This window comes from Planococcus alkaliphilus (genome assembly GCF_057031095.1).
Genome location: NZ_CM168060.1, coordinates 2,533,234 through 2,560,098, shown reverse-complemented (window position 1 = coordinate 2,560,098; position 26,865 = coordinate 2,533,234). Strand labels below are relative to the sequence as shown.

The following is a 26,865-nucleotide window of genomic DNA, read 5'->3' as shown; positions in this document are numbered from 1 at the left end:
GGTAGATAAAATAGCGAGGAGGTACCCAGTATGAAAAAGCAATTAATGGCTTTATTATTTGGTTCAGCACTGGTTCTTGGTGCTTGCGGCGGAGGAGAAGAATCAAGTGAGCCAGCAGAAACGCCAGACAGCGGCAGCTCAGAAGAATCTTCAGTGGATCCCGAGCAAGTTGTACAACAAAATTGCATCTCTTGCCATGGTGAAAACTTGGAAGGCGCAGGCAATTTCCCAGCTTTGAATGACGTCGGTGCACGGTTATCAGAAGAAGAAATTCGTGGAGTTATCGATAACGGCCAAGGTGCTATGCCACCGGATATCATTGAAGGCGAAGAAGCAGATGCAGTTGCAAAATGGTTATCAGAGAAGAAATGAACCGGCTGAAAAGCCGGTTTTTTTCTATTTCACAAAAATGTCACAACTATCTCTCAATGTAAAAATGCAATAAAATTAAGTAAAATGATACTATTTTGATGTGTAATTCTTGAAAAAGGCATTACTATTAAACCATAAAATATTTCATATTGAATTTTAATTGATACATAAATGTAATAAAAAAAGAGGTTTAAGGTGTTATAATGAGTCTGCTAGAAATTTTCAGGTGAACTTAAGGTTTAGGGAAACTCTTAATATATATAGGTGGTTAGTAAATGATTCAAATGAGAAATGTCTACAAAAAGTATCCGAACGGCATTGTGGCACTTAACGGAATGAACGTTGAGATCGACCAAGGTGAATTCGTATATGTAGTAGGTCCGAGTGGAGCGGGGAAATCGACATTTATCAAGATGATGTACCGGGAAGAACGTCCAACCTCTGGCAAAATGTTCGTAGACGGCATTGATATTGCTACATTAAAGAACTCGAAAGTACCGTTGCTTCGCCGCCAGATCGGCGTCGTCTTCCAGGATTTTAAATTGCTTCCTAAATTGAACGTATACGAAAACGTCGCGTTTGCGCTAGAAGTAATAGAAGAAAAACCGGAAGAAATTCGCAAGCGCGTATTAAAGGTCTTGGATTTAGTAGGTTTAAAACATAAAGCACGAATGTTTCCGACAGAACTATCGGGTGGGGAGCAGCAGCGGGTTTCAATCGCTCGTTCAATCGTCAATAAACCGAAAGTGGTTATTGCAGATGAGCCTACTGGGAATTTAGATCCTGAAACTTCATGGGACATCATGAGATTATTTGAACAGATCAATAAAAGTGGTACAACAATCCTGATGGCGACCCATAACCGGGAGATTGTAAACTCAATGAGACACCGTGTAATCGCCATTGAAGGCGGATTGATCGTCAGAGACGTAGCCGGAGGTGATTACGGCTATGAAGGCTAGAACATTAGGACGCCATTTCCGAGAAAGCTTAAAAAGCCTTGGCCGTAATGGCTGGATGACCTTTGCATCAGTAAGTGCGGTAACCGTTACGTTATTGCTTGTCGGTGTGTTTATTTTAATCATGATGAACTTGAACAAAATAGCGGATGATGTAGAAAACGATGTGGAAATGAAAGTATTTATCGCATTAGAGACGGGGCAGGAAGATATTGATCGTCTGGAAAATGAGATCGGCGTTTTGCCCGGTGTTGAATCGGTGGAATTCTCTACTAAAGAAGAGGAATTGACAGATCTAATCCTGAACTTCGGAGATGATTTCAGCCTTTACGAACAAAACAATCCGCTGTTCGATGTTTTTTATGTGAAGTCAACAGATCCACAGCAGACTGAAAAAGTCGCAGGTGAAATTTCTAAGATTGAATTAATCGAAAAAGTGGAGTTTGGAGCAGGTAAGATTGAGAAATTATTCAATGTTTTGAATACCGGCCGCAATGTGGGTCTTGTATTAATTCTTGCATTGTTGTTCACAGCGATGTTCTTGATCTCCAATACAATCCGAATCACCATCGTCGCAAGACGCCATGAAATCGAAATTATGAAATTAGTGGGTGCGACCAACTGGTTTGTACGGATTCCATTCATTTTAGAAGGCATGTGGCTAGGGTTATTAGGATCTATTATTCCGATTGGCCTGGTAGCTGCGTTGTACTATAACGTTACTGTTTATGCAGAACCAAGATTGAAAAATGAAATATTCCAGCTATTGGAATTTTCTCCATTCATCTATCAAGTGAGCGCATTAATCTTATTGATGGGCATATTTATAGGAATCTGGGGAAGCTTTATGTCAATACGTAAATTCTTGCGTGTTTAAGACAGAGAGAAGAGAACGTAAATCCGAAAGGGGAACACGAACTTGAAGTCGAAGTCGAAATGGATGTTGACTGGGTTATCTTCTATACTTGCTGTATCGCTAATCATGCCTACAGCCAGTGCAGATAAACTAAGTGAATTAGAACAAAAACAGCAAGAAGCCCAACAAAAACAAAGTGAATTGAATTCAGGGATCAACAAAAAGTCTGAAGCAATCTCTGTAAATCAATCCGAATTAGAAAAAATCATGGCGCAGATTCAAGAATTGAATGGCAAAATTCAAGAAACTGAAGCGAAAATCGCAAGTGTTGAAGGCGAAATCAGTGTTACTAAAGATGAAATCGAAGAATTAAAAGCTTCTATTGAAGAACTTGAGCGCAAAATTGCAGAAAGAACCGAGTTGTTGCAAGAACGTGCACGTGCGATTCAATTAAGCGGAGGATCAGTAGATTACATAGATGTACTGCTAGGTGCTAACAGCTTTATCGATTTCATTGACCGTTTTTCTGCCGTGAATACTTTGATCGACGCTGACCGCAAAATCATGCGTGAACAAGCGGAAGACAAACAACTTTTAGCTGAACAGAAAGCGGAAGTCGAAACAAAACTGGCTCAACAAGAAGAGCGCCGAGCTGAACTGGTTTCTTTGAAATCATCTTTGGATGAACAAAAAGCGAAGCAAAAAGGTTTAGTTAAAAAGCTTGAAGCTGAACAAAAACGTTTAGCCAATGAAAAAGCGAAACTTGAAAAACAACGCGAAGAAACCATTGATGTCAGTGCAGATCTGGAAAAGCAAATCGCGGCTGAACAGGCAAGACTTGCTGAATTAGCGCGTAAAGCTGAAGAAGAACGCCAACGCAAATTAGCTGCTGAACGAGCAGCACAAGAAAAAGCGGCGGCTGAAGCTAGAGCAGCGGCGGCACGCAAAGCGGCTGCGAGTGCGAAGTCGGCTAATACTGCGGCTGCACCAGCAGCGCCGGCATATACACCACCGGCAGCACAGCCAGCAAAAAGTTCAGGGTTCATCAATCCAACTTCGGGCCGTTATACCTCTAAGTTTGGCTGGAGAGATATCGGTTCAGGCCCTGAGTTCCACCAAGGCGTAGACATTGCAAATAGTGTCGGAACGAATATTATGGCTTCTGCTAATGGGTTTGTTTCATATGCCGGTTCAATGGGCGGTTACGGGAATGTAATTATCATTACCCATTCTCTCAATGGACAAACTCATGCTACAGTTTATGCTCACTTGAGTTCAATTGGCGTATCAGTCGGACAATCTGTTTCCCAAGGGCAGAGCATCGGCGCAATGGGTAACACAGGCCGTTCATTTGGTTCGCATTTGCATTTCGAAATCCATGTAGGTCCATGGAATGGTGGACGCACGAATGCAGTCAACCCTGCAAATTACATCTCACTTTAATACCAAAGCCGGCATCGTCAACTGATGCCGGCTTTTTATTATGCCAAAATGATTTAAATTATGGAGACAGAAGTGGAACAGCGGGGTCAATTTATCGTATGATGAAAGATGAATGAGGTGACTTGTAAATGTCTAAAAAAATGATTGGATTACTGCTCATTGCTTGTATGATCGGAATTGCAGTTGCAGGGATCGTGAAATCGAATCTTGAAAATAAAGATGAATTTGATAATATGGCTCTAGGCAGCGATGTCGATTTTCTTCCGACGGAGGAAGGGTTGGCAAAAGGAGAGTTGTCTCCGGATTTTGAACTTATCACTTTAGAAGGCGAAAAAGTAAAACTTTCTGATTATCAAGGAAAAAAAGTGATCTTGAATTTTTGGGCGACTTGGTGTCCTCCGTGCAGAGCGGAAATGCCTCACATGCAAAACTATTTTGAAGAGCATGCAGCTGGCAATAATGTCGAAATTTTAGCAGTCAATTTGACGACTGAAGATCGAGGTATTGATAAAGTTCGAAATTTTGTGAAGGAATATGAACTGACATTTCCGATTCCGATGGATGAGAAAGGCGATATAGGAACACTTTATCAAGCGGTGACTATCCCTACTTCATACATGATTGATACAGAAGGAAGAGTCCAGAATAAAGTCGTAGGGCCGATGAATGAAACCATGATGAAAGAAATGATCGCCAATATGGATTAAAGGGGATGCTAAAATGCGCTCAATTGAAACCAAAGCCGTTCACACTTCGACAATGAAAGAACGTTCCATCCAACCAAAAGTGATGCCGTTGTATCAAACTTCCGCGTTCTCTTTTTCTTCATTAGAAGAGTTGGAAGGCTATTACGAAGGAAACGGGACGTATTTGTATTCCCGCACAGCAAATCCAAACACCGATGCTTTAGGAGAATCTGTTGCAGAAATGGAAGGCGCTCCAAAGGGAATAGCAGCTTCTTCTGGGATGTCTGCCATACTCGCAGGAATGCTTGCGGTGGTGAAAACGGGAGACCATATACTGGCTGCAGAAGATGTGTATGGAGGAACTTTTCATCTTTTGAGAGAAGAATTGGTGCGGATGGGAATCCAAGTACATTTTGCCGATTTTACAAAAATCGATGAAATGGAACAAGTACTAATTGATTTTCCCGAAGTTAAATTGATTTTTAGTGAGTCGATTACCAATCCATTCCTGCGTGTAGAAAATCTTCAGGCGTTGGAGCAATTAAAACAGCGCTATGGAGTGAAAGTGATGATCGACAATACTTTTGCAACGCCATATACGATCACCCCTTATGCCGAAGGGGCAAACCTTGTAGCTCATAGTGCGACGAAGTATATAGGCGGACATAGTGATGTCACGGCAGGTGTCCTTGTAGGAGATGCAGATTTAATCGATGAAGCGGAAAAACGAGTGGTTAATTTAGGATTGAACTTAAGCCCTTTTGAAGCTTGGCTGACTCTTCGCGGTCTCAAAACGCTCGCGGTGCGCATGAAAGCCCAAACTGAAAATGCGAAAGCCATTGCAGAATTCCTGCAAGGAAAGGCGAGAGTTTGGTATCCCGGAAAAGGCGCAATCGTCACGTTCGAGTTGCCGGAAGATGTGGATATCTCTAAATTCTTTTCTTCTTTAGGGTGGATTAAAATTGTCCCTACACTGGCTGGAGCGGAAACGACCGTTTCTTATCCATACGGTACCTCACACAGAGCTTTAACGGAGGAAGAAAAACAGAAAATCGGTATTACTCCGCAAGTCGTTCGCCTGTCCGCAGGAATTGAAGGGAAGGAAGATCTTTTAAAACAATTAGAACAAGCTTTCCGTTAACCGAAAAAATCTACAGAAACCTCGTGTTCTTTGGTACAATGGAAAGAAACGACAGTGCACGTGATAGGATGGTGTGAAGAAGTGATAATGGATGCGTTACTGGACATAGGAAGATTTTTTATCAACCCTGCTTTTTACATAGCACTGTTGACAGCAGTTCTGTTAGGATATTTCCGTGTCAAAAGAGAACGGAAGATGTTTCGGACACGCATCGTTTGGGGATGGACTGAATTTTCAGGGCTGTTAAAAGATGGTGCGGTCTTTATCTTAATTTATTCCTTGGTTTTTTGTGCACTTGGATTGGTCGTTCCGCTCGAATGGCTTGTAGCACTCAGCCTCATCAGCATCTTAATGATGGTTACAGGATTTTTCTACTTTGGTTCATTTGTTTATATAGCATTGGCGGCTGTTATTTTTGGCTGGCTGTTTAAACGAAATGGCTGGACCATCGATTTTGGGATTTTTGAATATGGAGGCTACTACCTCGATTGGGGCTGGCTGGTTCCTGTGGCATTGATCGCCGGCGCATTCGTTATAGCCGAAGGGATTCTTATCTCGAAAAAAGGCGCAAGTTCGGCTTCTCCTCGCCGTGAGAATACTTCGCGCGGATTGATGGCTGCTGTCTATGATGTTAAACGCTTATGGCTGATTCCGGTGCTAATTGTCGTTCCAGGCAGCCTACTGGATTCTTATGCACCTTACTGGCCGCAATTTACAATCGGACAAAGTTCTTTTTCTTTTATGTTAGTGCCTTTTATTTTCGCGTTCCAGAACCGCTCAAGAAGAACGATGCCGATTTACCTGTTCCCAAAAATCGGAGGGCTTACATGGAAATTAGGCATCGCCATCATCGTCCTGGCACTTGGTTCATTTTTGTGGGAACCAATGGCTTTCGTGGCATTGGTGGCAGGTGCAGCAGGACGCTTGGCAATTACGCTATTCTTTGAAATCAAAGAACGCCAAGGAAACCATGCAGTGACGCCTCAGTCGATGGGGGTCATGATAGTCGATGTGCTGCCGGATTCTCCAGCGGATAAAATGGGTCTGTTAAAAGGAGAAGTCATCCGAAAAGTAAATGGCTTGTCTGTTTCGAATGAAACCGAACTCTACGAAGCGATCCAAGTGAATGCGGCCCATTGCCGGTTGGAAGTTTTAGATCACAACCGGGAAGTCCGATTGCGCCAGCATGTCATTTTCCGTCATGATCACCACCGTTTAGGATTAATTGTGGTCAACTAAGGAGAATTCAAATGGACTCAATGATAACAAAATTTTTCTTATCGTTATTGGTGCCTGGTTTGCTCGTCGTGTTATTTACCCGCGTGACCTTCAATCACATAGTCGCATTGATCTTGACAGTGGCGCTTATTGCAGCTGCTGTCTACGCGGGTTACACCCATACCTGGCTCTTATTTGTCGTAAATGCCGCCTCCCTGACCATCGGGTTTTGGTATGCTTCAACGATGTACCAACGCAGAAAAAACGCCGAAACTCATGAAGATGAGTAACGGCGTTTTTTTATAGGCAAGAAAGGATTCGAATGGTCATTATAGGAACCAAACGCTGTAAACGGCGAGTACGGCGATTGAGCCTAACACCACCGTCATCACATTTGCCCCTGTAAAAGCGATTCCAAAAGCAGCAGTAGCTCCAATAATGCCGAACCATACATTTTCCTGTACAAAAAAGATGGCCGGGAAGATGAGTGCACCTAATACCGCATAAGGAATATTGCGCAATACATTTTGGATGGCCGGCGGCAATTCGCGCCCTTCCAAAAAAGTCAAAGGGATTGCGCGTGGAAGGTAAGTCACTACCGCCATACCGATAATCATCCACCAATACCAAGCGCCCATTATGTCCGCCTGCCTTTCGAAGAAATGATTTCAATAAAAATCGCTGATGCCAGCGTTGACACAAGAATCGCCCACCCGGTTGTCAGCCAACCGGTGAAGTAAAAGAAAGAATTAATCAAAGCGGCGATTAACGCTAAACTGACTACTTTCCGGTTGCCGCGCATGGAAGGGACCAATAGCCCGACAAACATGGCATATAAAGCGATGGACATGGCCGCTTGCAGGAAGTGGGGAAGATTGGCTCCAATCAAATGGCCAACGGCAGTAAAGACGACCCAGCTGCCATAAGCGATCACTATAACGCCTATCCCGAAAGAAGTCCGCAGCTTGCCGCCTTTTTGCGTCGCAAGCACCGAGAAAGATTCATCAGTCACCCCAAAAGCGTAAAGGGCTTTTACCCATTTTTTCTCCGGCTGCATCTTTTCGTTGAGCGAAGCCGTCATAAGAAAGTGGCGAATGTTGACGACGAACGTGTTCAAGACAATGAGAAGCGGAGAAACGCCCGCTGCAATTAGTGAAAGAGATATGTATTGGGCTGCACCTGCATAGACGAAAATACTCATCGCAGTAGCTTCAAGCAATGATAAGCCTGTTGTCTTGGCCAGCAATCCAAATGTCAAGGCAATCGGGAAGTAACCTACTGCAATGCTTGTTCCTGCTTTGATCCCGGAAACAAATCCACGATCATCCATTCAAATCGCTCCTTGCACAAAGTATTTCTCTTTTCCAAATGAAGAGAAAGAGTGTAAAGTAAATAATATACGAATATAAGCATAGCATAAAATTATTTGAAAATAGAAACGATTTTTGAAAATTAAGCAATTAAAAGGATTGAGTTCATGGCTGATTTTTTTACGATGGAAAATATTATTGAATTGACCCAATCTTATCGGGCTTTTGGTCCGTTGATCGGATTTTTGCTGCCTTTCTTTGAAGCATTTCTCCCGTTTCTTCCTTTGTTTGTTTTTGTGTTCGCGAATGCGACAGCTTACGGTTTATGGATTGGATTTTTAATTTCTTGGGGAGGGGCAGTAGCAGGATCTTATGTGGTGTTTCTGATTATCCGGAAATATGGCCGTGCACGCTTTATGAATTTCATGACAAAACATGAGCGTGTCCAGCGGCTGATTCATTGGGTTGAACGAAATGGCTTCGGCCCGCTTTTTTTATTACTTTGTTTTCCTTTCACACCATCTGCATTAGTAAATTTAGTGGCAGGACTTTCTAATATCAGCCGCCATTATTATTTGTTGACGCTGATGGCCGGGAAATTTGTGATGGTCTTTATGATTTCTTATGTAGGCTATGATATCCGTGCATTATTCACTCAACCGATACGGACAGCTGTCGTTATAGTAGTGATTATTTTACTCTACGTTATCGGAAAGGTGCTTGAGAAAAGATTGAACAAGCGAGTGGAAGCAGACTTCCGGCAAGCCAAGAAAGACCGTGAAAGCAGCAAAGTGGAATAGCAGTTGGGAATGGTAAATATGGCCAAGTTCTTATATAATTAGAACAAACGTTCTTATTGGAGGTTAAATAATGGCATTACGAATTGTTTACGGAAGAGCGGGTTCCGGAAAAACACGATTCATCCAAGAAGAAATAGCCGATGAATTAAAACGGCAAGCTGACGGCGATCCGATTTTCTTCATTGTACCGGATCAAATGTCATTTTCTACCGAGTATAGGCTTTCATCAGCATATGGCATGCAAGGCATGATCCGTGCACAAGCCGTGACTTTTAAACGCCTAGCTTGGCGAGTGCTCCAGGAAGTAGGCGGCATCAGCAGAAGAGAAGTGGATACATTCGGCTATCGCATGCTGATCCGCAGTTTATTGGAAGAACATAAAGAAGAGTTTCAATTATTCCGGAGAGCAGCCGGAAAAAGAGGCTTTACCGACCAAATTGAACAGCTAGTGAAAGAATTCTCAAGATACTGCGTAGATTGCGGTGAATTGACTGGAATCCGCAATACTTTGGCTGAAGCGGGGGCTCCGCGCACCTTGCTTGATAAAGCTTCTGATTTAGAATTGATCCTTTCGGAAATTGAAAGCCGGCTAGGTACGGTTTTTGTGGACTCTGAAGGGCATTTAGCTATGCTTTCAGAACGAATTAAGCATTCGGAAATGATTAAAACTTCTACCATCTATATCGATGGTTTTGTTAATTTCACAGCACGAGAATATGAAATACTGACTGAACTCATGAAATACGCTAAAAATATGACCATCGCACTTCCGATGGATGAGCATTCGAATCCGGAAGATGAACAGGATCTTTTTTTTCAGTCGGCGAATACTGCACGCCGGTTGAAGGAATTGGCAAAAGCCGAAGCGGTTGATATCGATATGCCCGTTTATATGATAGAACAGCGGCGCTATAATAACCGTGAATTGGCGCATTTGGAAAAACATTTTGATGATTTTCCTTTGCGGACAACCGTTTCTGAAGGGAACGTCGAATTGATCGAGGCTTCGAATCGGCGCGCAGAAATGCATGCCGTCGCACGTAAAATTCGTGATCAGGTTCGGAACGGGCTGCGCTACCAGGACATTGCCTTATTATACCGGCAGCCGGAAGTCTATGATGAATTGATCAATACGGTCTTCCCGCAATATGAGATCCCTTATTTTATCAGCCGGAAAAAGTCCATGCTGCATCACCCGCTCATCGAATTCAATCGTTCGATTCTAGAAGCAGTACTTTCGAATTTCTCCTATGAACCGGTATTCAGAGCAGTAAAGACCGATTTGTTCTTTCCGGAAGGCAGTGTCTCTAAGTGGCGGGAACGAAGCGACATTCTTGAAAACTTCGTCATTGCCAATGGCATTTATGGAGAGCGCTGGTTTGAAGAGAAGCGCTGGTTCTATAAAAAATATCGAGGGCTTGAATTCCATAGAGGCATTCAAACGGATGAGGAATTAGCTGCTCAAATGGAGCTGCATGCAGTCCGGGATTTGATAAGGGAACCGTTGCTTCAGTTGAAAGATGATCTGGAACAGTGCCGTACCGGCAGAGACATTGCTGAAACGCTATATGTCTTTATCGAGCAAATGCATGTTTATGAAAAACTGCAAGCCTTGAAAAACAGAGAAGAGACGGAACACCGCTTGCTGTCGGCGACTGAACATGAACAGGCATGGACTCAGTGGACCACTGTTTTAGACCAGTTTGTCTTAATGTTCGGCGATAAAGAAGTCGAATTAGGTGTTGCATTGAAAATTTTGGATGAAGGATTCGAAACATTGGAATTCTCGCGGATTCCTCCTTCATTGGATCAAGTGACCGTGGCCAAAATGGACTTGGCCCGTTTAATGGATATTAAATCGGTCTTTGTAATCGGCGCCAATGACGGCATCTTGCCTCAGCGCGTCGAACAAGAAGGGCTGCTTACCGATACGGAGAGAGAATGGTTTGCCCAAATCGGCTTTGAACTGGCTCCGACTTCGAAAATGCGGCTAATGGATGAAACGTATATGGCTTATCGGACATTCACATCTTCTTCCGATTATTTGACGGTATCCTATCCAATTGCCGACGAAGAAGGGAAGGCGCTCTTGCCTTCACTTTATATTCAGAAGCTCCGCGATAAGCTTTCTATCGAATTGACTCCGGCCGTCATCGATCCGGAAGAATTGAAAGAAGTATCCCATCTCTCTTATATTTCTCACCCACGGGCGACGTTGTCTTATTTGACTTCCCAACTGCGGAACGGCGAAATATCGCCTGAATGGCGGGCCGTCCTCCATTATTATCAACAGGATCCTCTATGGGCATCGGTCATTGAACGGATTTTGGAACCTTTGAAGCCGAATATTGCGGAACAATTAAGGGAAGATATCGCTGAACCTCTATATGGCACACCAATTGCATCGAGTGTTTCAAGAGTGGAGACTTATTATGGCTGTGCCTTTGCGCATTATGTTACGTATGGCCTCCGTTTAGAAGAACGCAGCCAGTATAAATTAGCGGCGCCGGCAATGGGTGATCTTTTCCATGCAGCGATCAAATGGATTTCAGATGAAGTAAACCGCTTGAATGTCTCGTGGTCTTCACTGACAGAAAAACAATGCCGGGAAATGGCTAAAAATGCACTAGATCAACTTTCACCTTATTTTGTCAATCATATATTAATCAGTTCCCATAGATATCGCTACATTCAGCACAAATTGGAAGGGATTATCCGCCAAACGGCATTTATGTTGAGCCGCCATGCAAAAGTCACAGGCTTTTCACCGGTAGCGCTTGAAGTCGGCTTTGGCCCGAAAGAGCAAATTCCTCCACTCGCTATCGACTTGAAACGCGGACGGAAAATGAATGTCCGTGGACGCATTGACCGGATTGACTCAACAGATATTAACGGTAAACCTTATATCCGCGTTGTCGATTACAAATCTTCTAAGCAAGGATTGGATTTAGGGGACGTTTACCACGGATTGTCGCTTCAAACGTTCACTTACTTAGATGTAGCTTTGACCCATTCAGAGCGCTGGCTCGGAGCGGAAGCTGAACCGGCGGGCGTGCTTTATTTCCATATGCACAACCCGATGTTGAAGTTGACGAAATTGATGACTAAGGAAGAGTTGGAAGAAGAATTGGCGCGGTCCTTTAAAATGAACGGGTTGGTAGTGGAGGATCCGGAAGTGATCCATGCGATGGACAATGAAATAGATGGGTTCTCCAATATTATTCCGGTGCGCATGAATACGAAAGGCGTCATTTCAAAATCCCAATCAAAAACTGTTTTGAAAGAGGACATGAATTTAATCCGGAAGTTTGTCCGCAATAAGCACCAGGCAGCGGGTAATGGAATCCTTGATGGAGATACACAAATTACCCCTTATAAAGTAAAAGAAGATACCCCTTGCCAATTTTGTTCCTATCGGTCGATTTGCCAATTCGATCCGACCGATCCGGAACAGAATTTCCGAAAATTACCGGCTTTATCACCTGATAAGGCTGTTGAATTGATTCGAAAGGAGACGATTGCAGATGATACCGATCAAACCGAGTGATGCGACTTGGACAGATGAACAATGGCAGGCCATCTGGGCAAAAGGGCAGGATATGCTGGTTTCAGCAGCGGCTGGATCCGGTAAAACAGCTGTCTTGATCAATCGGATGATTGAGCGGGTCTTATCAGAAGAAAATCCGGTCTCCGTTGATGAATTGCTGGTCGTGACTTTTACAAACGCGTCAGCTGCAGAAATGCGCCACCGGATGTCGGCAGCTTTGGAAAAAGCGGTTGCTGAAAATCCGGAATCGAAGCATTTGCGGAAACAATTGCGGTTGATCAATAAAGCACAGATCTCCACATTGCATTCATTTTGCCTTCAAGTGGTGAAGCAATATGCGTACCTATTGGAAATCGATCCCGGATTCCGTATTGCCAATGAGACCGAAGCGGCTTTGCTGCGCGATGATGTATTGGAAGCGGTGCTTGAACGGGCTTATGAAGGCGACCAGGAAGATGCGGTTTACCGGTTGGCTGACAGCTTCACTTCTGACAGAAGCGACCAGGCGATGGAAGTGCTGCTCAGCAAATTGTACGATTACTCGCGTGTGCATCCGTCACCGGAGCAATGGCTTGATAAAGTCCCTGAATTATACGATGTGCCAAGTGGATCCACTATTGATGATCTGCCATTTATCGATGATTTGAAAATGACTATCCATCATGCTTTAGAAGAGGCGCTACAGTTGATCCACGAAGGAAAGCAGCTGACGCTTGAACCGGATGGCCCTCATTTACTTGCAGAGACATTTGATATGGACGGGGAGCTTGTCAGTCAAGCGATTTTCGCGTTGGAGGAATCATGGGAGAGCCTCTACCATTTCAGCAAGAAATTCATTTGGGGAAAAGCTGCTTCTATTCGCAAAGATAGCTGCGACCCAGTCCTTGCTGAGGAAGCGAAAAAGCGCCGGAATGACGTAAAGAAAATCGTCAATGGCGTTTTTGATTCCTATTTCACGCGCACGCCGAGCCGTTTGCTCGATGAAATGCGGGAAATGGCGCCTTTGATGTGGACTTTAGTCGATTTGACGAAACAATTCGCAGCGCAGTATAAGGCGTTGAAAATCGAACGTGCCATCGTTGATTTTTCCGATTTGGAGCATTATGCGCTTCAAATCCTTCTGGAAGACGGCAAACCTTCTGCTATTGCAGAAGATTACCGCAAGCGGTTTGCAGAAGTTTTGGTGGATGAATATCAAGATACCAATATGCTGCAGGAAACCATTCTTTCATTGGTCAAATCAGGAAGTGAAAAAGATGGCAACTTGTTCATGGTAGGAGATGTAAAACAGTCCATCTACCGTTTCCGGCTGGCTGAACCGATGCTGTTTCTTGGCAAGTACAACCGTTTTGCGAAAGAAGGCGGCGAGAATGGCATGCGAATCGATTTGAATGCCAATTTCCGCAGCCGCAAGGAAGTGCTTGATGGTACAAACTACATCTTTTCTCAAATCATGGGTGAACGCGTGGGCGAAATCAATTATGACGAAGCAGCTGCGCTAAAACATCAGGCACCTTATCCCGAACAGGAAGTCCCTGTAGAACTGACGCTGATCCACGAGCCGGAAACGGAAGAAGAGCCGGAAGACGAGCTGTTGAAATCACAATGGGAAGCCCGTTATATTGCGGGCAAAATCCGGGAGTTGATGGAAAAGGAAACTCAGGTTTACGATCCGTGGAAAAAGACGCAGCGGACATTGGAATACAGTGATATTGTAGTGCTCATGCGTTCGATGACTTGGTCTGGAGATTTTGTGGACGAATTCAAGATGGCAGGCATCCCTTTATATGCGGAACTGTCCGGCGGCTATTTTGACGCGTTGGAAGTGATGATCATGCTGAATACGCTGAGGGTCATCGATAATCCGTATCAAGATGTACCTGTCGTTTCAGTTCTGCGTTCGCCGTTTATCGGCCTTAAGGAAAATGAACTCGCTGCCATCCGTCTAGCGGCTCCGCAAGCATCTTTCTATGAAGCGTTGAAAATTTTTATCCGCGGAGGATCCGGCATTCATCCAGCAACTGCAGAAAAATTAAGAAGGTTCATGTACCAATTGGAAGATTGGCGCAATCTGGCCCGGCGCGGGTCGCTCGCCGAATTGATTTGGCAAGTGTATCTCGATACAAACTATTATGAAATGGTCGGCGCCATGACGAACGGCAAGCAGCGGCAAGCGAATTTGCGGGCGCTGCATGACCGGGCGCTTGAATATGAAAAAACATCGTTCCGTGGCTTATTCCGCTTCCTGCGTTTTATCGACCGGATGCGGGAAAGAGGCGACGATCTTGGAACTGCAAAGTCATTAAGTGAAAAAGAGAACGTCGTACGCCTTATGACCGTCCACAAGTCGAAAGGGCTGGAGTTTCCCGTAGTGTTTTTTGCAGGGACCGGCCGCCAATTTAATGAAATGGATTTCCATAAATCCTATTTATTTGACCAGGACTATGGGTTGGCGGTTAAAGCCGTAAACCCGGATACGCGCATTGAATATACGTCGCTGCCGTTTCTGGCTGTAAAGGAAATGAAGCAGCTTCAGATGAAAGCGGAAGAAATGCGCGTATTGTATGTAGCCATGACGCGGGCAAAAGAACGCCTTTACTTAACCGCTTCTGTTAAAGATATCGGGAAGACGATCGAAAAATGGAAAGTATCATCTTCTGATTTAAAATTGCCTGACTTTATGCGTTCCCGGGCAAAGGGTTATCTCGATTGGATCGGACCGGCACTTTCCCGGCACCCGGATATCACAGAAGAGATGGGCAGTTCAGGAAGTATGCTGCCCCATCATTCGCGTTTTCAGCTAAACATAATCGAGTCACAAACGCTCGTGCCTGCCATATTGGATTTGGACGAACTCCTGCAGATCACCGCTGATGAGAAAGACTATACGGAAGAGATCAAATCCCGTTTTGATTATCGTTATCCTTATATGCATGCTGTGGAAAAACGTTCAAAACAATCGGTTTCCGAAATGAAGCGGCTGCAGATGCTTCAACGATCCGATGAACCGGAATCGTTCATCCAGTCAAATGCCCCTGCTCAAAAAACAATTATGCACCGGCCGGATTTCATGCAAGATAAACGGCTATCCGCTGCAGATATTGGAACAGCAGTACATGCGGTTATGCAGCATATCTCATTTGAAGAGAAGATGGGGTCTGCTGAAATCAAATCGTTTATTGACACTTTGGTAGGCAGAGAAATTTTATCTCCTGACGAGGCAAAAGCGATCAGGGTCAAAGATGTTGAAGCATTTTATGAAAGTGAGATCGCCGAACGCCTTTCGAACGCTTTGAATATCAAAAGAGAAGTTCCTTTCACATATGCCAAAAAAGACGAAGAAGGCGATTCCCAAATTGTCCAAGGGATTATCGATTGCTTGTTTGAAGAAGAGGATGGATGGGTTTTGCTCGATTACAAAACAGATCGGGTAAGCCAAATTTCAGTTGTACCGAAAGAAATGTCGGCACGTTATGAGATTCAATTATCTGTCTATCAAGAAGCAGTTGAAGCGATATTGAAGATTCCAATCAAAGAACGCCTGCTGTACTTGTTTTCATCAGGCGAAGAAGTGAAAATTTAGGAGGATTTAGGTGAAAGTACAACCTGTTGCATCAACTGAACGAATTGCAGCGCTGGATTTAATGCGTGGGTTTTCTCTTTTGGGGATCCTGCTGATTAATATGCTGGCGTTCCATTCGCCATTTTCATATATCGATCCTTACAGCTGGTTCGATGGGGCTTGGGATGATGAAGTTTTCGTTTTTTTGGATATCTTCGTCCAAGCTAGTTTTTATCCGTTATTTTCTATCCTTTTCGGGTATGGTTTAACTATGCAGTTTATGAAAGCCGAGGAGCGGCGCCAGCCATTCGCGCCTTTTGCGGCAAAACGACTGGCGATTTTGCTGATGATCGGCATCATTCACGCATTTTTAATCTGGTATGGTGATATTTTAATCACTTACGCCATTACTGGGTTTTTATTGATAGGCATGATGCGGATTCCTGCATCATGGTTATTTGGCCTAGGAGCTGTGATTTATGCAATTCCCCAATTTTTCTTTTTAGGCCTTATGTTTGCAGCTGTTGCGATCGATCCGAACTTCTATACAGGCATGCAGGAAGTCCAAAATTCTTTGGCCGCCTATCCGACCGGAACTTTCGCAGAAATTTTCAGCCAACGATTTGATGATTGGCTGTACAGCAATAATCCTGCTTTTTATCTGGAATTGATTGTCCGCATTCTGCCATTCTTTATGGTGGGTGCAGCGGCAGCCAAATGGCGATTGATCGAACGGGCTAAAAGTTTAACGAAGTTTTGGTGGACTCTTGGAATCAGCACGCTCGTGGTCGGCTTGTTGTTGAAAGCCACGCCATATTTCATTGAAAATAATTATGCCTATAGTTATTTACAGGACTCGTTTGGCGGACCGATCGTAGCTGTCGGATACGCTTCCATGATTGTATTACTTGCGCAAAATGCAAGTGCTAGAAAACTGCTCAATCCGTTAGCCAAGGTGGGGCGGATGTCGATGACGACTTATTTAATGCAGTCGGTCATTGCCACGTTGATTTTCTACTCATACGGTTTAGGCTTGTATGGCCAAGTGGATTTATTGACCGGGACATGGATTGCGCTCGGAATTTTTGCCATTCAACTTATTTTTGCAGAAGTCTGGTTTTCCAAGTTTAAGCAAGGCCCCATTGAATTTTTATGGCGTAAAGCAAGCTATGGAAGAAATTTCGAAAAAAGCAACAATTCAAAAGAATGAATGTGTATAATGAATGGAATCAAAGAAAAGGAGTGTTTGACGAATGAAGCTGTTATCTTTTCGATATCAAGAAGAAGAACGTTTTGGACCAAAAGTGAAAAAAGAGGAAGCTGTGTGGGATGTGTTAGCGATTCAACAGGAACTGGAAGTTTTGCCTTCGTTTCCTGCTACACTGATTGAAGGAATTCCCCAAGGGATGGAATTCGTAGAACAAATGCGCAAATTAAGCGAAGCAGCTAAAGCATCTGAAAACCCAGATCAATTTAAACTCTCTTTTTCGGATATCGAATGGTTAGCTCCAATATCAAAAACACCGAAAAATGTCATTTGCGTCGGGAAAAATTATGCAGAGCATATTAAAGAAATGGGCGGCGATGGCCCAGTCGATTTAGTGGTCTTTACAAAAGCGCCGCATACCATTGTTGCGGATGAGCAGACCGTTTCTGTCCATTCGGATTTGACGGATGCTTACGATTACGAAGGTGAATTAGCGGTTGTCATCGGCAAATCAGGAAAATCCATTCCGAAGCAAATGGCATACGACTATGTCTTCGGCTATACGATAGCAAATGATTTGACTGCACGTGACTTGCAGGAAAAGCATCAACAATTCTTCTTAGGCAAAAGCTTGGAAGGGTCTTGCCCAATGGGTCCTTACCTTGTCACAAAAGATGAAATTCCGCAATCGCAGAATTTGTCGATTGTCACAAAAGTGAACGATGAAGTTCGCCAAAATGGCAATACAGGGGATATGATCCGCCGTGTGGATGATCTCGTTTCCGAGATTTCCAAATACGTGCCGCTTGAAGCAGGAGATGTGATTTTAACAGGTACGCCTTCGGGTGTAGGTAAAGGATACAATCCTCCAAAGTTTCTTAAAGCAGGAGATACCATTAAAGTCTCAATCGAGTCGATTGGTACGCTCGTCACACATTTGTCATAACAGAAGGCATGTCTTTTAGTACCTTAACTATGCTAAACTGTTAAGGACACTATTAAATGAGGTGAGCTTTTGGACTTTTTAACTGACACTACCCATCTACACATTACGACATGGGTTATTGGAATCGTTCTGTTTCTAGTAGCTGCATTCATGAACCGCGACAGCAAGGGCCGCAAAATTGTCCACATGATCTTGCGCTTGTTCTACATCCTGATCGTCATTTCAGGATTGGCTTTGTTCATTGCACATTCTTCTTTCGATGCAATGCAATACGGTTTGAAATTTTTGTTCGGTTTATTGACGATCGGCATGATGGAAATGGTATTGGTTCGTTCGAAAAAACAAAAACCGGTCACATTATTCTGGGTTTTGTTTGCGGTCTTCCTTTTCGTAACCATGTTCTTCGGATTTAAACTTCCAATTGGAATCGATTTCCTTTAATTAGTTTAATGAATGCAAATTTGAACTGCACTTCCATTGTTTGTATATAGCAATGGAAGTGCAGTTTTTCTATGGGTAAAATCAAGAAGTGAATAGATTTCCATTCACAGTTTAGACGAAAGTGGGAAGGCGTCTCAGCGTTTTCGCGATTTATCCATAGCGGCAAGGCCGAGGGTTTGATAAAATTAATCGGGTGGACAGGAATAGAGTAGCCTCATTAAGGGAGGATTTAGATTGAAAGCAAAATGGTTAACAGGCATCTTGAGCGGGGTATTGGCATTTGGATTGATCCAACCCGCAGCTTTTGCAGAAGAAGAACAGACGATTGAAGATGAAATTATATATGACGTGTTGATTGACCGCTTTTTCAATAAGCAAATCGAAAACGATTTTGAAGTGGATGCGCAAAATCCAGCAGCCTTCAATGGCGGTGATTTTGGCGGCGTAATCGAACAGCTGCAGCATGTGAAAGACATGGGCTTTACGCTTTTATCAATCGGCTCAGTTTTTGCAACAGATACTTATGATGGCAAAAAAGTACTGGATTACTGGCAATTGGAGCGGCATTTTGGAACGGAAGAAGAGTTGAAGGAAGTCGTTGAAAAGACGCATGAATTCGATTTGAAATTGATGGTGGATGTGCCGACTCAGCAAGTCAGCAGCAACCATATTTGGGCAGCTGAAAATCCTCAGTGGTTTTCTGAAAATGAAGACGGAACACTGGCTTTGGATACATCAAATCCGGAAGTGCAAAATGAATTGATCGCCGCTATGAGCGAATTTATCGATACATATCAAGTGGATGGATTGCGTTTATCTGATGCAGATCAATTGGACCCTCAGTTTATTGAGAAGTTTTCAGAAGCGATGAAGGAAATCCGTGATGTATATTTGATTAATGACGTAGAAATGGAAGAAACTCCAGGATTCGATGCCATGGTGCTGCCAGGAGCTGAAGAAACATTGCGCACTAGCTATAAAAACTTTGGAGCAGACAGCACAGGGTTAGGGGAATTGGTTGAATCGAGTGATGGCCAGCTCATCCAGATTGATTCGTTGCTGGGTTCGCGTTTTGTATCGGATGTAGTGGCTGAAAGAGGTTTTCCGCCGACTCGGATGCGGGTTATCTTTTCTCAATTATTAACTATGCCGGGAATTCCGGTCGTCCAATACGGATCGGAAACAGCCATGAATGGCGTAACGCCTCAAGAATCGCATCAGATTTTGGATTTGTCAGTAGATGAAGAATTGATCGAGCATATTTCCGATTTGAACTCACTGCGTAATTCTTCAGAAGCACTTCGCACAGGGGATACGGAAATCATTTTAGAAGAACCGAATTGGCTCGTCTACAAACGGTCTAACGATGAAGAAACATGGATTGTAGCGATCAATAACTCTGCGGAAACAAAAGCTATCAATCTCCCTGCAGATGTAATCGGCAGTGATAAAGAACTTCGGGGATTATTCGAAAGCGATATTATCCGCCAGGAAGCTAACGGAGATTACCGGATCACGCTAGACCGTGAAATCGGGGAAACGTTCCATGTAATTGACGAAACTGGATTCAATAAAGCGTATATTGCAGCTTTAGCTGTGCTTTATCTCGTGTTCATGGCATTCTTATGGGTTGTCTGGAGAAAAGGCAAACAACGGAAAGCGGACAGAAACGCAACTAAATAAAGGACATGAAAAAGAAACCAACGCCGATTGAGGCGTTGGTTCCTTTTTATTTTCTTATGGCTTTGTAGCCTACCATATTAATCGGGTCTTTCGGCGACGAGTAGGGCGGGGCATAGCATAGTTCGAGTGCTTGCAGATCTTCAATCGTAAGACCTGCGAACATCGCTGTTGCTAGGACATCAATCCGTTTATCGACGCCTTTGCTGCCGATGCACTGGGCGCCTAATATCTTTCTTGTTTCTGGACTGTAATGAACTTTCAAGGTGATTTCGCTATGGTCCGGATAATAGCCGGCGTTTGAATTGCCTTTATGGAGCACAGTTTCATAAAGTACACCTTTTTCGAATAGGGAACGTTCATTTAAGCCGGTCATCGCAACGTCTAGCGTGAAGACTTTAACAACCGATGTGCCAAGCAAGCCGGTCTTTGAAATGGGATTTCCTGTTAGATGTTTGGCAGCTATGAAGGCTTGACGGTGTGCGGGTGATGCAAGCGGTACCCGTTTTGCGCCGCCAGTCACGAAATCGGTGTTTTCTGAAGCATCTCCCAGCGCATAGATGGATGAGTCAGCAGTCTGCATGAATTCATTTGTGATGATTCCGCCAGTTTCTCCAATCGGGAGGCCGGCTTTTTCAGCCAGTTCTGTATTCGGTTTTATCCCGACGCTCATGATAATAAAATCAGCCTGCAGTTTATGTCCTGTGGATAAATGAAGTTCCTTCTTATCTGTTTTGGTGATTACACTGTCTGTATATACAACCACGCCGTTGTTTTTCAACTCTGTTAACACTCGGTCAGAGAATTCAGGATCCAATATCGACATCACATGTGAGGATTTATGTATCATTTGGACTTTCAGTCCAAGGTTCTTTAAATTCTCCGCCATTTCAATCCCGATAAACCCGGCTCCTGAAACTACACAACTTGAAGGCTGCGCTTGTTCAATATAAGAAATGATCCCTTCCATATCGCCGAAGCTTCTAAGAACAAAATGATCCGTAGAGCCAAGGCCATCTATGGCAGGGACAATAGCGGAACCGCCGGGGGAGAGGACGAGAAAATCGTAAGCCTCTTGAAAAGTTTCTCCGGTTTTAAGGTTTTTCACCAAAACGAATTTTTCCGTCCGGTTAATTTCCATCACTTCATGCTCTAAATGCACGTCGATATTTCGTTTTTCTTTAAACTGCTGCGGGTCAGCCATCAGCAAGGATTGAGTCTCCTCAATAATGCCGCCGATTACATAAGGAGTTCCGCAAGCGGCATAAGACATCGTTGAATCGCGGTCGAATACCGTGATTTTAGCATCCTGATCGTAAAAACGGATTTGGCCGGCAACCGTAGCTCCACCGCCGACGGCTCCGACAATCACAATTTTCTTCATGGCTGCCATCATTAAGCTTTCCATTCGTTAAAGAAGAAGACACCGAGAGTGCCAGGGCCGGTATGGGCGCCAATTACAGAGCCAATCATATCAATTTCAATCGCTTTTGGATGAAAGCGTTCTTCAAGTTCGTTCTTTAATAACAATGCAAATTCTAAATCATCGCCGTGGCAAATCGCAATGGTCTGTTCACTCAACCCGTTGCCGCGCTCTTCGATTAGCTCCACCATTCGTTTGAGTACTTTTTTGCGTCCACGCAATTTTTCAATTGGCACCAGTTTGCCGTCTTCCACGTGCAGCAACGGTTTAATGTTCAATAAGCCCCCGACAAACGCGCTGCCTTTTGAAATTCTTCCGCCTTTTGCCATGTAATCCAAGTCTTCTACCGTAAACAGGCTTTCAAGATGTTTGGCCAAGTGGCGAACCTTCTCGATGATGGCTTCAAGGGGTTCACCTGCTGTCCGCATCTTAACCGCTTCTTTTACAAGAAGCCCGTAACCGGAGGAAGCCGCTTTTGAATCCAAAATCGTTAATTTCAACTCTGGGTAATCTTCACGGACCTGTTCTGCTACCATAACAGCAGTATTATGCGTCCCGGACAATTCAGAAGAAAAAGCGATGTAGAATCCTTCTTCTCCGTCTTTGGCCAATTGTTCAAAAGCGTTCAGCATTTCGTCCGGGGATACTTGGGACGTTTTCGGATGGATGTCTGCCCGTATGGCATCAAACACTTTCTTCGAGTGGACGGTCAGAATATCTTCAAACTCTTCATCTCCGATATGGACCCGCAATGGAAATAAAATCACATTTTCATCTTGGAAAAAAGATTTAGGTAAATCTGATGCACTGTCAGCGAATAATCGCATATAAATCCTCCTTTTATTTTAAATTTAATCGGTCAATCAGCAATTCAGCTATTCCATCTTCATTATTCGTTAAGGTGATTTCGTTGGCAATATTTTTCAACGGGTCGATTGCATTGCCCATCGCAACACCGACGCCGGCAAAATCGATCATTTCAAGATCATTGTCTTCGTCTCCGAACGCAATGATATTTTCGCGCGGAATGCCAAGCGATTTGGAAACCCGGTCCAGTCCGACCGCTTTGCTTAAACCGCTTTTGACAATTTCAATCACATGCCACGGGGCTCCCCATCTGCGGTGGTCGATTACTTCGGCATGCACTGAAGATAAGTGGTCATGGATCAATTGCACTTTTTCAACCGGTGCATGGATCAGCATCGAAGTAGGATCTGCTTTTAAGAAATTTCTTAAGTCGCCGGTCGTGATAGACGGATCTCCGAAACTGAAGATATTCATCAGTTTTTCATCATGGTGATGTACATACACATCGTCTAATACTTCTGCGACGATATTATAAAAATCGAACTGGTGCATCGATTCGACCACTTCATGTACCACGTCCAAAGAAATTGGGGTATGGTGAGTGCCCCAAGAAGAATCGGCTGGATGGTGAACAAAAGCACCATTGAAATTGACGATTGGCGTGCTCAATCCAAGCTCTTTATAATACACTTCACTTGAACGAAAAGGGCGGCCAGTCGCGATCATTACTTGATGGCCCTGCTCCTGAGCCTTAGTTAAAGTAGATTTTGTTTTATCGGAAATGACTTTCTGATCGGTCAATAGGGTGCCATCTAAATCTAAGACTATTAAATGTTGCTTCATTAATAACCGTCTCCTTTCTCTCTCTATGTACAGTTTAGCGATAAATGAAGCGGTTCGTCAAAAAAACTTCCATCGGAATGCTTCATTTCGAAAAATTTCTTTAAGGCTTTGGCAGATTGTTTGCTGGAGAAGAAGAACATTGGTAGGATTGGATAGAAAAAGAAAAAAGGATGTGGGTTAAGTGAAAGTAGTACATGAAATTTGGGAAGGCATCCCGCTCCTGAACGTTGCAGCTGAAAACCGGTTTGCAGATGCATTGCCGACGGTTGTTTTCTTTCACGGCCATATGAGTGCAAAAGAGCATAATCTGCATTACGCCTATCAATTGGCAAATAAGGGAATGCGTGTCATCTTGCCGGATGCCCATTTGCATGGCGACCGGGACGAAGGTTTGGATGAAATCCAAATGAGCTTGCGTTTTTGGGAAATTGTTCTTACTTCAATAGAAGAATTAGCTACAATACATACAGTTATCCACCAAAAGAAATTAGCTGAAGGCGAGATTGGCATCGGCGGAACTTCGATGGGCGGCATCACAACTTTAGGTGCTTTGACTGTTTATCCATGGGTCAAAGCGGCTTCGGTCATGATGGGGGCTGCCAATTACGTCCAATTGGCAAAAGCCCAAATGGCCCAATTTGAATCGAAAGGATTTAAATTGCCGATTACGGATGACGAACGGAAGAAAATGCTGGATACACTTGCCCGTTTCGACGGAACGAAAAACCGGGCTGTCTTCAAACAGAGACCCCTATTTTTCTGGCACGGTGAACAGGATACAACGGTTCCTTTTGAACCGACTTTCAATTTCTATCATGCGTTAAAAGAAGATTACGCCGAAGTGCCGGACCGGATTCATTTTATGCGGGAAAAAGAATCCGGCCATGCGGTGAGCCGTCCTGGAATGCTTGCAGCTATGGCTTGGTTAGCTGAGCACGTGGCTAAATAAGCGGTTAAATTTCTTTTTCCAGGAAAATTTGTTAAGATGAGAAGAGCAGAATAGGGAGGGATTATGATGGATCAAGACATGAGAGATAGCATGATGGGTGCCTTGGAACAAGTAGTGGACCCAGAACTTGGAGTCGATATCGTCAACTTAGGGCTTGTTTACGACCTTGACCTTTCAGAAGATGGGTTTGCTGTTGTAACGATGACTTTGACATCGATGGGATGCCCAATGGGACCGCAAATCGTAGATATGGTTAAACGTGCGCTATACGAACTTCCAGAAATAGAAGAAGTAGACGTGAAAATCGTTTGGCAGCCAGCATGGAGCAAAGACCATATGTCTCGCTATGCGAAAATGGCGCTTGGCGTTAGATAATGAGAACATCAAACACTGTAAAATCATTTGATTTTATGGTGTTTTTTTGTGGTTATTATTTGCCAAATAAGAGGGAATTAACTATAATTAAATTAGTCAAAGAAGGTCAAACTTAATAAGGAGTGATTTTATGGTTCAATTTACTAATGAAGAACAAAAATCCCCATTGGAACTATATGGTCGAAATATGGTGGAACAAGCGAAGAATGGAAAAGTGGATCCGGTCATCGGACGAGATCAGGAGATTCGCAATGTGATCCGGATCTTATCCCGCAAAACGAAAAATAATCCAGTCCTAATCGGGGAGCCGGGCGTCGGGAAAACGGCGATTGTCGAAGGATTGGCGCAGCGGATTGTCCGAAATGACGTACCTGAAGGGTTAAAAGACCGTATCATTTACGAACTGGACATGAGTTCGCTCATTGCCGGTGCCAAATACCGGGGCGAGTTTGAAGAGCGCCTGAAAAGTGTGCTTAAGCAGGTAAAAGACAGCGATGGACAGATTATTTTATTCATCGATGAAATCCATACCATTGTCGGAGCAGGGAAAACAGAAGGCGCAATGGATGCAGGGAATATGCTTAAACCAATGTTAGCAAGAGGAGAACTGTATTGTATCGGGGCAACGACACTTGATGAGTACCGGATGAACATTGAAAAAGACCCAGCTTTGGAGCGGCGTTTCCAACAAGTCCTTGTACGTGAACCTTCTGTAGAAGATACCGTATCGATATTAAGAGGATTGAAAGAGCGGTTTGAACTGCACCATGCAGTCCGGATACATGACCGGGCGATTGTTGCAGCCGCAGCAATGTCTGACCGCTATATTACCGAACGTTTCTTGCCGGATAAAGCGATCGATTTGATCGACGAGGCGTGTGCGATGATTCGGACAGAAATTGATTCGATGCCGCAGGAACTGGATGAAGTCACTCGCCGTTTAATGCAATTGGAAATTGAAGAACAAGCTCTAATGAAAGAAAAAGATACAGCGAGCCAAAACCGATTGGCCACTTTAAGAAAAGAAATAGCGGACTTGAAATCTTCTACAGCAGATATGAAGAACCAATGGAACGCTGAAAAAGAATCGTTGAAAAAAATTCAGGAAAAGCGTGAAAAACTGGATCAGTATCGGCGGCAACTGGAAGAGGCAGAAAACAAATACGATTTAAATGCAGCTGCTGTTCTCCGCCATGGCAAAATTCCAGAGCTTGAAAAGGAATTGGCTGTTCTTGAAAAAGAATTGCACGAGGGCGGTGCAGAACGTCTATTGCGTGAAGAAGTGACCGAAGATGAAATTGCCGGAATTGTCGCTAGATGGACGGGTATTCCGGTTACTAAATTAGTCGAAGGTGAACGCGAAAAACTATTAAGGCTGGATGAAACGTTAAAAGAACGGGTCATTGGGCAAGATCGGGCTGTTGAGCTTGTGACAGAAGCGGTTTGGCGCGCTCGTGCCGGCATTAAAGACGAACAAAAGCCGATTGGTTCTTTCATTTTCCTAGGTCCGACTGGGGTTGGGAAAACAGAACTTGCAAAAGCTTTAGCGGCAAACCTTTTCGATTCGGAAGACCATTTTATCCGCATCGACATGTCTGAGTATATGGAGAAACATAGCGTTTCACGCTTAGTCGGGGCTCCTCCAGGCTATATCGGCTATGAAGAGGGCGGCCAACTGACAGAAGCGGTGCGCAGAAACCCATATTCTGTTGTGCTATTGGATGAAATAGAAAAAGCGCATCCGGACGTAGCCAATATTTTGCTGCAAATTCTGGATGATGGACGCATTACAGATAGCCAGGGCCGGTTGATCAATTTCTCGAATACCGTCGTAATCATGACCTCAAATATCGGCTCAGCTTATATCGGTGGAACCGATAATGAACATGAGCTTGAAGACATTGTCATGGTTGAATTGCGGAAGCATTTCAAACCGGAATTGTTGAACCGCATTGACGATATTGTCATTTTCCATGCACTGGACAACTCGCATTTCTATGGAATTGCGAAAAAGATGTTGGGAGAACTTGGCCAGCGGATGAAAGGCCAGCAATTGGATTTGGCGGTCGATGACTCCGTCATTGACTATATTATTGAAGCGGGAACCGACCCGGTATTCGGAGCACGTCCGCTGAAACGCTTTATCCAACGGGAAATCGAAACCAAGATTGCCCGGGAATTGATCAAAGGGGAAATCGATGCAAATGCAACACTGCATTTGGCGATGGAAGATGGAAAATTGAAGATCAAAATTAATTAAAAAAATCGCCATCCGGAGTGTTCCGGATGGCGATTTTTTA

23 protein-coding genes are annotated in these 26,865 nt (G+C 43.9%); 18 read left to right on the top strand and 5 right to left on the bottom strand.

Annotation, left to right across the window (positions count from 1 at the left end; all coding sequences use genetic code 11):
* Positions 1 to 30: 30 nt before the first annotated feature.
* The 8 genes from cccB to AC2EXB_RS13640 all read left to right on the top strand — a co-directional run bounded on the left by cccB (position 31) and on the right by AC2EXB_RS13640 (position 6,965).
* A complete protein-coding gene (cccB, locus tag AC2EXB_RS13675; RefSeq protein WP_235196790.1) occupies positions 31 to 372 on the top strand; it encodes a cytochrome c551 in 342 nt (113 codons plus the stop codon).
* A gap of 275 nt (positions 373 to 647) precedes the next feature.
* Entirely contained in the window at positions 648 to 1,334 is a 687-nt protein-coding gene (ftsE, locus tag AC2EXB_RS13670; RefSeq protein WP_483601986.1) for a cell division ATP-binding protein FtsE, read from the top strand.
* Positions 1,324 to 2,208: a permease-like cell division protein FtsX gene (gene ftsX / locus AC2EXB_RS13665; protein ID WP_483601985.1), complete on the top strand. Its 885-nt coding sequence runs from the start codon at positions 1,324 to 1,326 to the stop codon at positions 2,206 to 2,208. Before ftsE ends, ftsX begins: the two co-directional genes overlap by 11 nt.
* Positions 2,209 to 2,250: 42 nt before the next feature.
* Positions 2,251 to 3,630 carry a murein hydrolase activator EnvC family protein gene (locus tag AC2EXB_RS13660; protein WP_483601984.1) on the top strand — a complete coding sequence of 460 codons (1,380 nt, stop codon included), beginning with the start codon at positions 2,251 to 2,253 and terminating at the stop codon, positions 3,628 to 3,630.
* 128 nt (positions 3,631 to 3,758) lie between these two features.
* Complete coding sequence (locus tag AC2EXB_RS13655; protein ID WP_483601983.1) at positions 3,759 to 4,337, top strand: peroxiredoxin family protein; 579 nt, start codon at positions 3,759 to 3,761, stop codon at positions 4,335 to 4,337.
* 13 nt (positions 4,338 to 4,350) lie between these two features.
* Entirely contained in the window at positions 4,351 to 5,457 is a 1,107-nt protein-coding gene (locus AC2EXB_RS13650; protein WP_483601982.1) for a trans-sulfuration enzyme family protein, read from the top strand.
* 195 nt (positions 5,458 to 5,652) lie between these two features.
* On the top strand, positions 5,653 to 6,696 hold the full coding sequence (locus AC2EXB_RS13645; protein WP_483601981.1) for a PDZ domain-containing protein: 1,044 nt from the start codon (positions 5,653 to 5,655) through the stop codon (positions 6,694 to 6,696).
* A gap of 11 nt (positions 6,697 to 6,707) precedes the next feature.
* Complete coding sequence (locus AC2EXB_RS13640; RefSeq protein WP_235196782.1) at positions 6,708 to 6,965, top strand: CsbA family protein; 258 nt, start codon at positions 6,708 to 6,710, stop codon at positions 6,963 to 6,965.
* 39 nt (positions 6,966 to 7,004) lie between these two features.
* Here the strand turns inward: AC2EXB_RS13640 and AC2EXB_RS13635 are convergent, their stop codons facing one another.
* Together AC2EXB_RS13635 and AC2EXB_RS13630 are read right to left on the bottom strand one after the other, a co-directional pair.
* Complete coding sequence (locus AC2EXB_RS13635) at positions 7,005 to 7,313, bottom strand: AzlD domain-containing protein (protein ID WP_235196781.1); 309 nt, start codon at positions 7,311 to 7,313, stop codon at positions 7,005 to 7,007.
* Positions 7,313 to 8,005: an AzlC family ABC transporter permease gene (locus AC2EXB_RS13630; protein WP_483601980.1), complete on the bottom strand. Its 693-nt coding sequence runs from the start codon at positions 8,003 to 8,005 to the stop codon at positions 7,313 to 7,315. The genes AC2EXB_RS13635 and AC2EXB_RS13630 overlap by 1 nt, the downstream gene beginning before the upstream one ends.
* Positions 8,006 to 8,152: 147 nt before the next feature.
* Between AC2EXB_RS13630 and AC2EXB_RS13625 the strand changes: the two genes are divergently transcribed.
* From AC2EXB_RS13625 to AC2EXB_RS13595, 7 genes are all read left to right on the top strand, one after another.
* Entirely contained in the window at positions 8,153 to 8,785 is a 633-nt protein-coding gene (locus tag AC2EXB_RS13625; RefSeq protein WP_235196779.1) for a TVP38/TMEM64 family protein, read from the top strand.
* 70 nt (positions 8,786 to 8,855) lie between these two features.
* Positions 8,856 to 12,332 carry a helicase-exonuclease AddAB subunit AddB gene (addB, locus tag AC2EXB_RS13620; RefSeq protein WP_483601979.1) on the top strand — a complete coding sequence of 1,159 codons (3,477 nt, stop codon included), beginning with the start codon at positions 8,856 to 8,858 and terminating at the stop codon, positions 12,330 to 12,332.
* Positions 12,310 to 15,915, top strand: coding sequence for a helicase-exonuclease AddAB subunit AddA (gene addA / locus AC2EXB_RS13615; protein WP_483601978.1), 3,606 nt, complete (start codon positions 12,310 to 12,312; stop codon positions 15,913 to 15,915). Before addB ends, addA begins: the two co-directional genes overlap by 23 nt.
* Before the next feature lie 10 nt (positions 15,916 to 15,925).
* A complete protein-coding gene (locus AC2EXB_RS13610) occupies positions 15,926 to 17,104 on the top strand; it encodes a DUF418 domain-containing protein (protein WP_483601977.1) in 1,179 nt (392 codons plus the stop codon).
* Between the two features lie 43 nt (positions 17,105 to 17,147).
* Positions 17,148 to 18,047: a fumarylacetoacetate hydrolase family protein gene (locus AC2EXB_RS13605; protein ID WP_235196777.1), complete on the top strand. Its 900-nt coding sequence runs from the start codon at positions 17,148 to 17,150 to the stop codon at positions 18,045 to 18,047.
* 69 nt (positions 18,048 to 18,116) lie between these two features.
* A complete protein-coding gene (locus AC2EXB_RS13600; RefSeq protein ID WP_483601976.1) occupies positions 18,117 to 18,488 on the top strand; it encodes a YisL family protein in 372 nt (123 codons plus the stop codon).
* Positions 18,489 to 18,722: 234 nt separating this feature from the next.
* Entirely contained in the window at positions 18,723 to 20,171 is a 1,449-nt protein-coding gene (locus AC2EXB_RS13595; protein ID WP_483601975.1) for an alpha-amylase family glycosyl hydrolase, read from the top strand.
* 46 nt (positions 20,172 to 20,217) lie between these two features.
* On the opposite strand, the gene AC2EXB_RS13590 is transcribed toward AC2EXB_RS13595, so the two are convergent.
* Genes AC2EXB_RS13590 through AC2EXB_RS13580 form a run of 3 tightly spaced genes read right to left on the bottom strand, consistent with a single transcriptional unit; the run spans position 20,218 to position 23,241 of the window.
* Positions 20,218 to 21,552 carry a CoA-disulfide reductase gene (locus tag AC2EXB_RS13590; RefSeq protein WP_483601974.1) on the bottom strand — a complete coding sequence of 445 codons (1,335 nt, stop codon included), beginning with the start codon at positions 21,550 to 21,552 and terminating at the stop codon, positions 20,218 to 20,220.
* An 11-nt stretch (positions 21,553 to 21,563) separates the two neighbouring features.
* Entirely contained in the window at positions 21,564 to 22,418 is an 855-nt protein-coding gene (locus tag AC2EXB_RS13585) for a DegV family protein (protein WP_483601973.1), read from the bottom strand.
* Between the two features lie 13 nt (positions 22,419 to 22,431).
* Positions 22,432 to 23,241 carry a Cof-type HAD-IIB family hydrolase gene (locus tag AC2EXB_RS13580; protein WP_483601972.1) on the bottom strand — a complete coding sequence of 270 codons (810 nt, stop codon included), beginning with the start codon at positions 23,239 to 23,241 and terminating at the stop codon, positions 22,432 to 22,434.
* Between the two features lie 181 nt (positions 23,242 to 23,422).
* Here AC2EXB_RS13580 and AC2EXB_RS13575 point away from each other — a divergent pair, with 181 nt between their 5' ends.
* The 3 genes from AC2EXB_RS13575 to AC2EXB_RS13565 all read left to right on the top strand — a co-directional run bounded on the left by AC2EXB_RS13575 (position 23,423) and on the right by AC2EXB_RS13565 (position 26,825).
* Complete coding sequence (locus tag AC2EXB_RS13575) at positions 23,423 to 24,190, top strand: prolyl oligopeptidase family serine peptidase (protein WP_483601971.1); 768 nt, start codon at positions 23,423 to 23,425, stop codon at positions 24,188 to 24,190.
* Positions 24,191 to 24,256: 66 nt separating this feature from the next.
* The gene (locus AC2EXB_RS13570) at positions 24,257 to 24,565 is read left to right on the top strand and encodes a metal-sulfur cluster assembly factor (RefSeq protein ID WP_235196769.1); all 309 of its coding nucleotides are present in this window, start codon (positions 24,257 to 24,259) and stop codon (positions 24,563 to 24,565) included.
* A gap of 130 nt (positions 24,566 to 24,695) precedes the next feature.
* Positions 24,696 to 26,825, top strand: coding sequence for an ATP-dependent Clp protease ATP-binding subunit (locus AC2EXB_RS13565; RefSeq protein ID WP_483601970.1), 2,130 nt, complete (start codon positions 24,696 to 24,698; stop codon positions 26,823 to 26,825).
* The last annotated feature ends 40 nt before the right edge of the window (positions 26,826 to 26,865 follow it).